Below are 12,579 nucleotides of genomic sequence, written 5' to 3'. Positions count from 1 at the left end.
TCAGGCGCCCTTTTCGTCCAGGAAGCGCTCGGCGTCCAGTGCGGCCATGCAGCCGAAGCCGGCCGAGGTGATGGCCTGGCGGTAGTGCTGGTCGGCGACGTCGCCGGCGGCGAACACGCCTTCGACCGAGGTCATGGTGGCATTGCCGCCCAGGCCGGAGCGGATTTCCAGGTAGCCGTTGTTCATCGCCAGCTGACCGGTGAACAACTCGGTGTTGGGCTGGTGGCCGATGGCGACGAAGAAGCCGTGGGCTTCGATATCACGGGTGCTGCCGTCCAGGGTGGACTTCACGCGCACACCGGTGACACCAGCGTCATTGCCCAGCACTTCGTCGACCTGGTGGTGCCACACGGTCTCGATCTTGCCGGCGGCGACCTTGGCGAACAGCTTGTCCTGCATGATCTTTTCCGCCTTCAAGGTGTCGCGGCGGTGGACCAGGTAAACCTTGCGGGCGATATTGGACAGGTACAGCGCCTCCTCAACGGCAGTGTTGCCGCCGCCGACCACGACCACGTCCTGGTCGCGGTAGAAGAAGCCGTCACAGGTGGCGCAGGCAGACACGCCGCGGCCCTTGAAGGCTTCCTCGGACGGAATGCCCAGGTACTTGGCGGTGGCGCCGGTGGCGATGATCAGCGCGTCGGCGGTGTACTGGGCGTTGTCACCGGTCAGGGTGAACGGGCGCTTGGACAGGTCGGCGGTATGGATGTGGTCGAACACCACTTCGGTTTCGAAGCGCTCGGCATGCGCCTGCATGCGCGCCATCAGGTCCGGACCCATCAGGCCGTGGGCATCACCCGGCCAGTTGTCGACCTCGGTGGTGGTCATCAGCTGGCCGCCCTGCTGCAGGCCGGTGACGACCAACGGCTTCAGGTTTGCGCGCGCGCCGTAGACGGCAGAGGTCCAGCCGGCAGGGCCAGAGCCGAGGATCAACAGGCGGGTGTGCTTGGTCGGGAGGCTGGAAGTGCTCATGTATACTCGCGAAAGTCAGGATTGGTGGCCCGAACGCGGCAGTCTGCAACTGTCCGGGCAAGCCAATAGAGTGGCGGTCGGACCCCGGTGAATCAAGGCACGTGAATGGAACTGCGCGGCCCGTTGGATACAACTCCGCTGTTTCCTTCATTGCTGCCGCCGCTGTCTGGCGGCTTTTTGACGTTTTCTGTCTGTCAGCCGTACCGCAATGCGCTGCAAGCGGGTGAAACCCGACGATCTGTCGTTTAATATCAATCACTAACCGTGCATTTTTAAGGTCTGGTCAAAGGTGGCGAAACAGGTCCCGGAACGCGACAAAAGCCCCAAGGCTGCCGCTGATGCGCGCAAGTCGGCGGCTGCAGCAGTAGACAATCCGCGTCGTCAAAAGCTCTGGCGTGATCTGGCGCTGATCGCGATCGCGCCCGCGCTGCTGTACCTGCTGGCCAGTCTGTTCACGTATTCGCCCACGGATCCGGGCTGGTCACAGTCGGGTTCGGTGGTTGCGCCCGTGCACAACATGGGCGGCAAGGTCGGCGCGTGGATTGCCGATGTGCTGCGCCAGCTGTTTGGCTATGTGGCCTACCTGATCCCGGTGATGCTGGCTGCGGTGGCGTGGATCGCCATGTTCGGCCTGAAGAAGACCGACGAGCGCGGCCAGGATGACCTGGGGCCGGCGCTGCGACTGGTCGGCATTGTCGGTTTCCTGATTGGTGCCACCGGTTTCCTGTACCTGCGCCTGCCGCCGGGTGATGTCGCCCGTGCCGGTGGTGGCTTGGGCGTATTGGTAGGCAAATCACTGCAGACCGGCTTTGGCCCGGTGGGCAGCAATCTGTTCCTGCTGGTGCTGTTGTTGACCTCGATCACCTTGGCCACCGGTTTGTCGTGGTTTGCGGTGATGGAGAAAATCGGCAAGTGGGTGTTGGCCCTGGGGCCGATGCTCAACAAGAAGAAAGAACAGGCCAATGAGTGGCAGCAGACCCGCGTGCTGCGTGAGGAACGCGAGGAAGTGCGCAAGGTCGATGCCGAGGTCCGCGCCAAGCGCGAGCCGGTGAAGATCGAACCGCGCCCCACGCCGATCATAGAGAAGAGCGACCGCGCCAAGCGCGAGACGCAGATCCCGATGTTCCAGGGCGTCAATGGCGATGGCTCGGACATCCCGCCGCTGGCCCTGCTTGACGACCCGAAGCCGCAGGCCAAGGGCTACGACGAACAGACGCTGGAGACCCTGTCGCGGCAGATCGAGTTCAAGCTCAAGGACTTCCGCATCGATGCGCAGGTCGTCGGCGCCTATCCTGGCCCGGTGATCACCCGTTTCGAGATCGAACCGGCGCCGGGCATCAAGGTCAGCCAGATCAGTTCGCTGGACAAGGACATCGCCCGTGGCCTGTCGGTCAAGTCGGTGCGTGTGGTTGATGTGATTCCGGGCAAGTCGGTGATCGGCCTGGAAATCCCCAACGTCACCCGCGAGATGATCTTCCTGTCCGAGCTGCTGCGCTCCAAGGAATACGACAAGTCGGCCAGCGTGTTGACGCTGGCTCTGGGCAAGGACATCGCCGGCCGCCCCAGCGTGGCCGACCTGGCGCGCATGCCGCACCTGCTGGTGGCCGGTACCACCGGCTCGGGCAAGTCCGTTGCGGTCAACGCGATGGTGCTGAGCCTGCTGTACAAGGCCAGCCCGAAAGACCTGCGCATGCTGATGATCGACCCGAAGATGCTGGAGCTCAGCGTCTACCAGGGCATCCCCCACCTGCTGGCGCCGGTGGTCACCGACATGAAGGAGGCCGGTAACGGCCTGCGTTGGTGCGTGGCCGAAATGGAACGCCGCTACAAGCTGATGAGTGCGGTGGGCGTGCGCAACCTGGCCGGCTTCAACAAGAAGGTGAAGGACGCCATCGACGCCGGCCAGCCGCTGATGGACCCGCTGTTCAAGCCGAATCCCGAGATGGGCGAGGCGCCGCGTCCGCTGGAACCGCTGCCGTTCATCGTCATCTTCATCGACGAGTTCGCCGACATGATGATGATCGTCGGCAAGAAGGTCGAAGAGCTGATCGCGCGCCTGGCGCAGAAGGCACGTGCGGCCGGCATCCATCTGATCCTGGCCACGCAGCGCCCGTCGGTGGACGTGATCACCGGCCTGATCAAGGCCAACATCCCGACCCGCATCGCCTTCCAGGTCAGCTCCAAGATCGATTCGCGCACCATCCTCGATCAGTCCGGCGCCGAAGCGCTGCTGGGCAACGGCGACATGCTGTACCTGCCGCCGGGCACAGCCATGCCGGACCGCGTGCACGGCGCCTTCGTCTCCGACGAGGAAGTGCACCGCGTGGTCGAGCACCTCAAGGCCAGCGGCCCCACCGATTACATCGAGGGCGTGCTGGACGAAGTGCAGACCATGGGCGATGGCGTGGTGGTGGGGGCCAACGGCCTGCCGGAAGCCAGCGGCGGTGGCGGTGATGAATCCGACCCGCTGTACGACGAGGCGCTGCGTATCGTCACCGAAACCCGCCGCGCCTCGATTTCCGGCGTGCAGCGGCGCCTGAAGATCGGCTACAACCGCGCCGCGCGTCTGATCGAAGCGATGGAAGCGGCCGGTGTGGTGACCGCGCCCGAGCACAACGGCGACCGCACCGTACTGGCTCCGCCGCCGCCCAAACAATGAACGCAAGGGCGGCATTCAGTGATTGATTGCCGCCCATTCAGTTTGTAAGAGGCAGACTCTGCCTCACCAACGACATAACTATCCCAAGCCGCCATGACTGCATTCCTGCGCCACTCCGTTCTTGCTGTTGCCCTGGCCTGTGCCGGCCTTGCTGCGGATGCGCATGCCGGCGCCCGCGACGACCTGAAGTCCTTCACCAGCGGCCTGCGCGGCCTCGATGGCCAGTTCGCGCAGCAGGTGGTGGATCAACGTGGCCGGGTCAAGGAATCCTCCAGCGGCCGCGTGGCGCTGTCGGCACCGCGCCAGTTCCGCTGGGAGTACACCCGTCCGCATCCACAGCTGATCATTGCCGACGGCAGCAAGCTGTGGGTTTACGAGCCGGACCTGGAGCAGGCCCGGGTCAGCCCGCAGGGCACCGAGGAGCAGAACAATCCGCTCACCGCGCTGATCAACCCGGCGTTGCTGGAACAGCAGTACGACATCAGCGAAGAAGCCGCACCGCGCGACGGCATGCAGTGGCTGTCGCTCACGCCCAAGCGTGATACCCAGGCCAGCTTCGATGTCGCCGCACTGGGCTTCTCCGGTGGCGCGCTGTCGCGGATGGAGCTGACCGACGCGGTGGGCCAGCGCACGATCATCAACTTCAGCGGCTGGAAGAAGAACCCGAGCTTCGCTGCCGGTACCTTCCGTTTCGTGCCGGGCAAGGACGTCGACGTGGTCGGCGAACGCTGAACCCGGAGCCGCCGTTTTTTGAGACCGGGGCAGGGCGGCCACGCTGCTAGAATGTGGGCGTGGCCAGATCCCGAAATATCTTTCTTGATGAAGCTCCCGCCGATCTGCTGACAGCGGACCGGGACAATATGCGTCCGCTCGCCGAGCGCATGCGTCCGCGTGCACTGGACGAGATGGTCGGCCAGAAGCGTTTGCTGGCACCCAACACGGCGCTGCGCCGCGCGGTCGAATCCGGGCGCGTGCATTCGATGATCCTGTGGGGCCCGCCGGGCTGTGGCAAGACTACGTTGGCCTTGCTGCTGGCCCAGTATGCCGATGCCGAATTCCGTGCCATCTCGGCCGTGCTGTCCGGCTTGCCCGACGTGCGCCAGGTGCTGGCCGAAGCCGCGCAGCGTTTCGCCGAAGGGCGACGCACGGTGCTGTTCGTCGACGAAGTGCACCGCTTCAACAAGGCCCAGCAGGATGCCTTCCTGCCGCATATCGAGCGCGGCACGATCATTTTTGTCGGCGCGACCACCGAAAATCCTTCGTTTGAGCTGAACTCGGCACTGTTGTCGCGCTGTCGCGTGCACGTACTTGAGTCGGTCTCGCCCGAAGACGTGGTGGAAGCGCTGCAGCGGGCCTTGGACGATACCGAGCGCGGGCTGGGCGAGCAGGAAATCACGGTCTCGGCCGAGTCGCTGCTGGAGATAGCCCGCGCCGCCGACGGCGACGTGCGCCGCGCCCTGACCCTGCTGGAAATCGCCGCGGAACTGGCCGCGGGCGAGGGCGGTGAAATCACCCCGGAAACCCTGCTGCAGGTATTGGCCGACCGCACCCGCCGCTTCGACAAGAATGGCGAGCAGTTCTATGACCAGATCTCGGCACTGCACAAGTCGGTGCGCAGCTCCAACCCGGACGGCGCCATCTACTGGCTGGCGCGCATGCTCGATGGTGGCTGTGATCCGTCCTACCTGCTGCGTCGGTTGACCATCATGGCGGTGGAGGACGTGGGTCTGGCCGATCCGCGGGCGCTGGAAATGGCGATCAATGTCTGGAACGCCTACGACCGCATCGGCGCACCGGAAGGCGATATCGCCCTGTCCAACCTGGTCGTGTACCTGGCCAGTACCGCCAAATCCAACGCGGCCTACATGTCCTTGCATGCGGCCCGCGCCGACATCGCGAAGTACGGCACCCAGCCGGTGCCGATGCACCTGCGCAACGCACCCACGCGTCTGATGAAGACCTTGGGCTACGGCCAGGGCTACCAGTACGACCATGACGTCGAAGGCGGTATCGCGCTGGACCAGACGGCGTTCCCGGATGACATGGGCGAACAGGTCTATTACAAGCCGGTCGAGCGCGGCCTGGAGATCAAGTTGAAAGACAAGCTTGATCGCCTGCGCACCGCCCGCGAGCAGGCCCGCGCACAGCGCAAATGACCGCCATCCGCCACCCAATGCCTGGAGCTTGAACCCATGTGGCTTTCTTTCCTGGCCATCGGCGTTGGCGCAGCGCTCGGTGCCTGGCTGCGGTACGGACTGAGCCTCTGGCTCAACCCCGTGCACAACACGGTGCCGCTGGGGACCTTGACCGCCAACCTGCTGGGCGGCTACGTGATCGGGCTTGCACTGGCTTTCTTCGCCACCCGGCCCGAGCTCTCACCGCAATGGCGGCTGTTCGTGGTCACGGGGCTGTTGGGAGGGCTGACCACGTTCTCCACATTCTCCGCTGAAGTGGTCTACCTGCTGCAGCGCCAACAACTGGGCTGGGGCCTGCTGACCATCGGCCTGCATCTGATCGGTTCGCTGTCCATGACCGCCCTGGGCTGGTGGACCTGGCGCGCTTTGCGGCACCTGACTTGAGGTCGCTTTCAATGCCGCAGTCGATACCGCATCATGCGCCCACCACAAATTGAGCGTTTCCTGGACATGCAGCAAAAGCGGGCACACGAATGAGCAGACCAGCGTCGGATGACGCGGCCCGCAGCAAAGCAATCCAGGATTCTGAACCGGGCAGCGCCATCATCGGTGCGGATGTCGGCGGCACCTATGCGCGCCTGGGCTGGACGCGGCTGCAGGCCAACGGCGCGCTGAGCGTCCACGGTTTCCGCAAATACACCTGTGCCGAACACCCGAGTCTGGCTGCAATCCTGCGCGATTACGCCGACTGGTTGGCCCGGGAAACCGATGCACCGCCGATCGCGCACGCGGTCGTTGCCATCGCCGGCGTCCTTGATGGTGACGGCGATACGCTGCTCAATACCAATCTGGCCTGGCCGGTGTCGCTGGCGGCAACGCGCCGTGAGTCAGGCATGCAAACGCTGGAGTTGATCAACGACTTTGTCGCCGTCGCTCAAGCGATGGCGCATGCCGAGGCCGATTCGCTGCACCTGATCTGCGGTGATCCCGAGCAGGTAGCACCTGGCCCAGCCGTGGTGCTCGGCCCAGGAACCGGTTTGGGCGTGGCGGTATACCTGCCGGGTGGAAAGCCTTCGGTGCTGCCCAGCGAAGCAGGGCACGCCGCCTTGGCTGGTTCCAGCGCACTGGAGCAGGACGTGTTGCGCCTGCTGTCGCGGCGATACACCCATATCGACAACGAACGGATCCTGTCTGGTCCGGGCTTGATCACGCTTTACACCTGTTTGTGCGAGTTGCGCGGCAGCGTCCCGCAATGGCAATCGCCAGCCGAACTGGTTGCTGCCGCACGCAGCGGCAGCGATGTATTGGCGACAGAAAGCGTTGACGTATTCTGCGCATGGCTGGGCAGCCTGGCTGGCGATCTGGCGCTGACCTTCGGTGCACGCGCCGTCTATTTGACCGGTGGTATCACTGGTCATATCAGTGATTTCCTGCACGCAGGCGGCTTCCAGCAACGTTTCCTTGCCAAGGACCGCTTGTCACAGGCGTTGCGGCACGTACCGGTCTGGCGCGTTGAACACGGCGAGCTCGGCGTGCTCGGTGCCCTTGCCTGGCACGTGGACAAACTCACCGCACGCTGAGCCCAACCCAGGAGGTTCCCGCCATGAGTACCCGCAGACAGTTCCTGCAATCGTCCGCACTTATCGGTGCATTGGGCAGCGCTGCGCCCGGCCTGCTGGCGTCGCCGGCAGCTGCCAGCGGCGCTCGCGTGGTTTCAACCTGGGACTTCGGCGTCGGCGCCAACCAGGCTGCATGGAAGATCCTGGCCGCCGGCGGCAATGCGCTGGATGCGGTGGAAGCCGGCGCCCGCTGGGCGGAAAGCGAACTCTGCAACCCCACTGTCGGTCGCTGCGGCAATCCTGATCGCGATGGCGTACTGAGCCTGGACGCCAGCATCATGGCTGGCGATGGTCGCTGCGGCTCGGTGGCGGCATTGGCCGATATCCTGCACCCGATCACCGTCGCCCGCGCGGTGATGGAGAAGACCCCGCACGTCATGCTGGTGGGGGAGGGCGCCCAACAATTTGCCGTGCAGCAAGGACATGAACGCCGCAATCTGCTGACGCCGGAAGCAGAGAAAGCCTGGCGCGAGTGGTTGAAGACCGAGCACTACGCGCCGCAGATCAACGCCGAGCGTCGCGGTATTCCCGGCGACAAGGACAACCACGACACGCTGGGGATGATCGCCATCGACGCCAAGGGCGAGATGGCCGGTGCCTGCACCACCAGTGGTATGGCCTTCAAGATGCATGGCCGCGTCGGCGACAGCCCGATCATCGGCGCCGGCCTGTACGTCGACAACGAAGTAGGGGCAGCCACGGCGTCCGGCATGGGTGAGGAAATGATCCGCAATGCGGCCTCCTTCCTGGTGGTCGAATTGATGCGGCAAGGCCGTACGCCGGCGGAAGCCTGCCGTGAAGCCATCCAGCGTGTAGTACGTAAACGCCCCGAAGCCAGCCGTACCTTGCAGGTCTGTTTCCTGGCAATGAACCGCCGTGGCGAAGTTGGCGCGTATGCGCTGCATCGTGGCTTCGTCTACGCCGTGTGCGACAGCAGCAAGCAGGATGCGTTGCTCGAATCAGCTTCGGTGTACACGAGCACCCAGGCATGAGTTCGCCATATCTGCTGGAAATCGCCTGCAATTCGACAATGTCGGCCGTAGCAGCTCAGCAAGGTGGGGCCAACCGCGTTGAGCTGTTCGAAAACCTGGAGCAGGGCGGCACGACACCGTCCTTCGGTAGCATTGCAGTAGCGCGTGACCGTCTGCACATTCCGTTATACGTATTGATACGACCGCGTCCGGGTGACTTTCATTACGGATCGATGGAAACGGAGATCATGCTGCGGGACATTGCCCATTGTCGGCAGTTGGGCTGCGACGGGGTGGTCATAGGGGCACTGGATGCAGACGGCGAGATAGATGTAGCGCTGTGTCGCGAACTCGTTCGTGTTGCCGGGCCGCTGGACATCACCTTTCATCGCGCATTCGACGCGGCACGCGATCTACCTGCAGCGCTGGAACAGATAGTTGAGCTTGGCATCAAACGCATCCTCAGTTCGGGGGGCCATGCCGATGCCGCCGAAGGTAGCGCAACGCTTGCCAAGCTGGTCAAACAAGCCGGATCGCGCCTGCAGTTGATGGCCGGGGCTGGGTTGAACCCCCAAAACATTGCAGAGGTTGCGCAGCAATCGGGCTGCCTGCAGCTGCATGCATCGGCCAAGAGCAGACAGCGATCAGGGATGGCGTATCAAAACCCGGCACTCAAGGGTTTGGAAAACGACTGGATCCAGACTCAGGCCGACCTGGTCGGTGCCCTGCGGCAGGCCCTGGATGCGATCAGCTGAAGCTGCGTGTGCTGGCACCTGACCAATTAAAGTGACGTAACACTTTAATTGTGCGTATCGATGGACGACTGTCAGCGGAGCCGCACCTGGCCGGATCAATATCCATTCAATCTCTTGTTAAGGTGACGCGTCACTTTAAATACGAAGTCAGGCTTCTCTTGCCCACAGCCGACCTTAGCTGATCGAGGCTCTGACCTTCATGCGACCGTGGCGGCTGTCAACCAAGTCGAACGCACGGTACTGAATTGGAACTCTTCAACACGCCTGCAGGCTACTGCTCACAGCGTTGCTTCAGCTGCCAGCTGGCATTTAATCGTGACGAGTCACTAAATAAGCATTGGATCCGCAATAGCTTCAACAAGGACGGCTCACGCCCACAGACCGCAAGGCCATGGCTTCAAATCTGGCGCGTTCTCGGCTACTGGGCAGGCCAGATTTCAAGGATTCAAACAGGGCTACATGCATCGACACGGCCGGGGATAAACGAGCCGCGCCAGTGGCGAAAGATGTCGTCCTTCAGAGCATGTGCCTCACAGAGGATCGGCAAAGTACTGCAAACCAAACCTTGGGAATGGCGACAGGAGCTGTTCTGATGCGGACTTCGCAGGAAACGAATACATACGGCCGCAGTTCCAGCACGAAGTCAGGGCGCTCGTTGCGAAAAAAAGGCGCCGGGCCACAGGGAGCCTTCGGATCTTTCATGGAACTCTTTTGAACATAATATACATACCGAGCGATTTTTCAGGCGCAAATGCCTGATTTTGAAGCGATTTATCAGCGGCGCCAGCGGTAAGCGGTGCAACGAAAATTGCAGCTGCTGCCAGGCGTACGAGCATCTTTGACCACATGGCGCGCTCTACTGGCGATTGAGCCCGTTCGGCGTGGAGGCGGACAACCCATTCCGCTGCATCTAGCTTCGCCATCGAGCAAAGCTGCGCAATCCGCTCATCTGACAGCGGCTTTTCGTCCCGCCGCACTTGCCATAGCAGTTGGCGGTTGACGCCCAGCTTTTCCGCGAGAGCGTTGTCTGACGGGATGGAGCAGGCTTCTTTCACCTTGTCAAGTAGCTCTGAAACTGTGTTCACGTCATCCTCCGGCTTGACATAGCGTCACGCTGTCAGTTTACATGCGCCCTGTCACGCGCTGGCGTGACGCCGGCCCCGGTGCACCCCCACCGGGCGTCCGGTTCAACGGGTAGGGGAGGGGATGCACATGCACACAGCTGCCGTCATCGCATTGGTTGGTTCTTCGCTGGCCCTGTCCTTCGGGACGGCTCGCCTATTTGGCTGGGTGATTGCTCGCCGGGAAGCGCGTGTTGATTCCGCGTACCGCGCCGCTCGCCTTGTTGCGTGTGCAAGGGCGGAGGTGGGCCAGTGATCCTTCTTGTTCCGCTGGCGTTGCTCGGTTGCTTCTACTTCATCCGGTGGGTGCGCCGTGGATGATTTCCCGTCCCTTGATGGCGATGTGGCGGCAGTTGCCGGTGTTGTTCCTGCGTTCGATCCTGCTGTGAACGGTAAGCGCGTTCGCTCGTTTGGCTGTCCCGCTGCCGTTGATCGCATGGCGATTGCCATGCTCCCGCCTATCGCCCAGCGTGGCGACACGCTGCGTCTGCCGTCGCGTTACGCCTTTTCCCCAGCCTGTGCTGGTGAAAAGGGTCAGGTCGCGGAAATTGGCCCGAGGAGTAACACGGGCCAAAAGTCGGTTTCGCAGCAACAGGGAGCAATCATCGACTTTTTGACCATCGTCTTTCCGTTTGAAGCTGCTGACGAAGTTCGGTGCACGCAGCTGGATCTGTTGCTCTATCGGATTTTTGGTTTCCGCGGCGAAGTCCGCGCCGGTGCCATCCGCAAAAAGCAGTGGAATTTCTACCCTTTGAGCGCCGTTCTTGTGGATCGTGAAGGCGAGTTGGTCGGCCACGTTGGGCTGGGCGGCAATAAGGAAACCATTTGCATCAGCCTGTCCGGGGCAGGGTGCAAGTGGGTTACTCGCTGGAACGTGGTTGAGCGCGAGTGCGAACGTCTCCGGGCCAAGATCAGCCGCGTGGACGTTGCTCACGACGACTACGAGGGCGAGCGTGTGGACGTCCATGCGCTGCGTGAGCGGGCTGCTGCTGGTGATTTTGCCCAGGGCGGATGCCCACCTCGCCATCGCTTCATCAGCGATGAAGGCCACGGTACGGGTTGCACGCTGTACGTCGGCGGCAAGGGGCACAAAGAGCTGTGCGTGTATGAAAAGGGCAAGCAGATGGGGTTGCCCGGATCTCGCTGGGTGCGAGTGGAAGCACGCCTGTACGGCAAGCACGTTGAAGTGCCATTGGATGTGCTGATGAATCCCGCTGCGTATCTGCGCGGGTCCTACAGCGTTATTGCGGAGTTGATCGAAGGCGTGTGTACCCGCCTCAAAACGATTCGCAAGCAAGTCGAGGTTTCCGCCGAAGCTGCCGTTGCATGGCTGCATCGTCAGGCGGGGCCAATGCTCAATGTCCTCCGTGAAGCGTTCGGCGATAGCTGGTCGGACTTCGTAGAGGCCCGCGTACTCCGTGACGGCCACCCGGGGAGATTTCGCGGCATTGCCAAGGGTGAGCCACTTCATCGATATGTGAGGGAAGAACTATGCCAGTTTGCCGCGTAAAGTCCGCCGCTGTTGAAGAACAGCACAACCCCAAGACCAACAGCATCATGCGTTCGCAGATGGTTGGTCTCGACCTGGGCAACGGCTTCGAATTGCCGTTTCGTGTCGGCCTCGGCCAGCGTCCGGCTTACCCGGCTGGTGAGTACGACATCGATCCCAAAAGCTTTGCATTGGGCAACTTCGGCGACCTGACGTTGAAGCGTTACGTCGATCTGGTGCCGCTGTCTGCGAAGCCGCACGCCGCCGCCCCGGCAAAGGGGTAACTGATGTCCCAGCCGGAACCACTTTACGTAGTCGGTTGCGCTGCTGCGAATGTGCAGCAGGACGGCACGTGTTTGGTGCCGGTTTGGGTTCCATACCACCAGCCAATTCTTCCGCCCCTGGACTTGGCTGATGGGAGCTTGGTGGCTTTCTCAATAGTTGGTTTGTGGGCCATCGGCTTGAAAGCGCGTCTGGTGTTCCGTGCCGCGCGTCTAGGGGTCTATTGATAGAGAGGTTTTGCAGATGAAGTACGTGAACAAGCTGCGACGTTTCGGCGCTTCGATTCCCGGCAAGGTCAGTGCGGGTGCAACTGCCCTGATGGCTTCCGGTGCAGCCCTTGCAAGCGGTGGTGGTTCGCCGGGCGCAGCCATCGCCGGTGAGATGGCTGGTGGTAAGGCTGACGTCAACCTGGTCATCGCAGCCATTGCGGTGATCCTCGGCGTGATTATCCTCTGGGGTTACATCAAGCGCGCCCGCTAAGGGCCGGGGCAGGGGATTGGGAGGGGCGCACTGTCATGGTCGCCCCTTTTTTTTATTGAGGGAGGGGTTATGGGTTACTTCGTTATCGTCGGGATATGT

Annotated in this window: 12 protein-coding genes; 10 read left to right on the top strand and 2 right to left on the bottom strand. The window is 62.5% G+C overall.

What is annotated here, in order from left to right:
* The gene (trxB, locus tag RT131_RS08675; protein WP_313172049.1) at window positions 1-969 is read right to left on the bottom strand and encodes a thioredoxin-disulfide reductase; all 969 of its coding nucleotides are present in this window, start codon (window positions 967-969) and stop codon (window positions 1-3) included.
* A gap of 289 nt (window positions 970-1,258) precedes the next feature.
* On the opposite strand from trxB, the gene RT131_RS08670 reads away from it, so the two are divergent.
* The 7 genes from RT131_RS08670 to RT131_RS08640 all read left to right on the top strand — a co-directional run bounded on the left by RT131_RS08670 (window position 1,259) and on the right by RT131_RS08640 (window position 9,108).
* Window positions 1,259-3,628, top strand: coding sequence for a DNA translocase FtsK 4TM domain-containing protein (locus tag RT131_RS08670; RefSeq protein ID WP_313172047.1), 2,370 nt, complete (start codon window positions 1,259-1,261; stop codon window positions 3,626-3,628).
* 93 nt (window positions 3,629-3,721) lie between these two features.
* Complete coding sequence (gene lolA / locus RT131_RS08665; RefSeq protein ID WP_313172045.1) at window positions 3,722-4,360, top strand: outer membrane lipoprotein chaperone LolA; 639 nt, start codon at window positions 3,722-3,724, stop codon at window positions 4,358-4,360.
* Window positions 4,361-4,488: 128 nt separating this feature from the next.
* Window positions 4,489-5,784 (top strand): replication-associated recombination protein A, encoded by a 1,296-nt coding sequence (locus tag RT131_RS08660; RefSeq protein WP_313172043.1) that lies wholly within the window; start codon window positions 4,489-4,491, stop codon window positions 5,782-5,784.
* A 36-nt stretch (window positions 5,785-5,820) separates the two neighbouring features.
* The gene (gene crcB / locus RT131_RS08655; RefSeq protein ID WP_313172041.1) at window positions 5,821-6,207 is read left to right on the top strand and encodes a fluoride efflux transporter CrcB; all 387 of its coding nucleotides are present in this window, start codon (window positions 5,821-5,823) and stop codon (window positions 6,205-6,207) included.
* Between the two features lie 89 nt (window positions 6,208-6,296).
* Window positions 6,297-7,343: a glucokinase gene (locus RT131_RS08650; protein ID WP_313172039.1), complete on the top strand. Its 1,047-nt coding sequence runs from the start codon at window positions 6,297-6,299 to the stop codon at window positions 7,341-7,343.
* A gap of 23 nt (window positions 7,344-7,366) precedes the next feature.
* Entirely contained in the window at window positions 7,367-8,374 is a 1,008-nt protein-coding gene (locus tag RT131_RS08645) for a N(4)-(beta-N-acetylglucosaminyl)-L-asparaginase (protein ID WP_313172037.1), read from the top strand.
* A complete protein-coding gene (locus RT131_RS08640; protein ID WP_313172035.1) occupies window positions 8,371-9,108 on the top strand; it encodes a copper homeostasis protein CutC in 738 nt (245 codons plus the stop codon). The genes RT131_RS08645 and RT131_RS08640 overlap by 4 nt, the downstream gene beginning before the upstream one ends.
* Window positions 9,109-9,806: 698 nt before the next feature.
* Here the strand turns inward: RT131_RS08640 and RT131_RS08635 are convergent.
* Entirely contained in the window at window positions 9,807-10,193 is a 387-nt protein-coding gene (locus RT131_RS08635; RefSeq protein WP_313172033.1) for a DUF3693 domain-containing protein, read from the bottom strand.
* Between the two features lie 349 nt (window positions 10,194-10,542).
* On the opposite strand from RT131_RS08635, the gene RT131_RS08630 reads away from it, so the two are divergent.
* The 3 genes from RT131_RS08630 (at window position 10,543) to RT131_RS08620 (ending at window position 12,480) form a co-directional block, all read left to right on the top strand.
* A complete protein-coding gene (locus tag RT131_RS08630) occupies window positions 10,543-11,739 on the top strand; it encodes a replication initiation factor domain-containing protein (protein ID WP_313172031.1) in 1,197 nt (398 codons plus the stop codon).
* Window positions 11,721-12,002: a single-stranded DNA-binding protein gene (locus tag RT131_RS08625; protein ID WP_313172029.1), complete on the top strand. Its 282-nt coding sequence runs from the start codon at window positions 11,721-11,723 to the stop codon at window positions 12,000-12,002. The genes RT131_RS08630 and RT131_RS08625 overlap by 19 nt, the downstream gene beginning before the upstream one ends.
* A 241-nt stretch (window positions 12,003-12,243) precedes the next feature.
* Window positions 12,244-12,480, top strand: coding sequence for a hypothetical protein (locus RT131_RS08620; RefSeq protein ID WP_313172027.1), 237 nt, complete (start codon window positions 12,244-12,246; stop codon window positions 12,478-12,480).
* Window positions 12,481-12,579: the final 99 nt, after the last annotated feature.

Origin of the sequence: Stenotrophomonas sp. (assembly GCF_032066555.1) — a bacterium.
In the GTDB taxonomy this organism is placed as follows: Bacteria; Pseudomonadota; Gammaproteobacteria; order Xanthomonadales; family Xanthomonadaceae; genus Stenotrophomonas.
This window is presented reverse-complemented; position numbering and strand designations above follow the sequence as displayed.

What these genes read in the sequence shown, in the direction of transcription:
- trxB (WP_313172049.1), bottom strand. Translation starts at nt 969, where the DNA reads ATGAGCACTTCCAGCCTCCCGACCAAGCACACCCGCCTGTTGATCCTC.
- lolA (WP_313172045.1), top strand. Translation starts at nt 3,722, where the DNA reads ATGACTGCATTCCTGCGCCACTCCGTTCTTGCTGTTGCCCTGGCCTGT.
- RT131_RS08660 (WP_313172043.1), top strand. Translation starts at nt 4,489, where the DNA reads ATGCGTCCGCTCGCCGAGCGCATGCGTCCGCGTGCACTGGACGAGATG.
- crcB (WP_313172041.1), top strand. Translation starts at nt 5,821, where the DNA reads ATGTGGCTTTCTTTCCTGGCCATCGGCGTTGGCGCAGCGCTCGGTGCC.
- RT131_RS08650 (WP_313172039.1), top strand. Translation starts at nt 6,297, where the DNA reads ATGAGCAGACCAGCGTCGGATGACGCGGCCCGCAGCAAAGCAATCCAG.
- RT131_RS08645 (WP_313172037.1), top strand. Translation starts at nt 7,367, where the DNA reads ATGAGTACCCGCAGACAGTTCCTGCAATCGTCCGCACTTATCGGTGCA.
- RT131_RS08640 (WP_313172035.1), top strand. Translation starts at nt 8,371, where the DNA reads ATGAGTTCGCCATATCTGCTGGAAATCGCCTGCAATTCGACAATGTCG.
- RT131_RS08625 (WP_313172029.1), top strand. Translation starts at nt 11,721, where the DNA reads ATGCCAGTTTGCCGCGTAAAGTCCGCCGCTGTTGAAGAACAGCACAAC.
- RT131_RS08620 (WP_313172027.1), top strand. Translation starts at nt 12,244, where the DNA reads ATGAAGTACGTGAACAAGCTGCGACGTTTCGGCGCTTCGATTCCCGGC.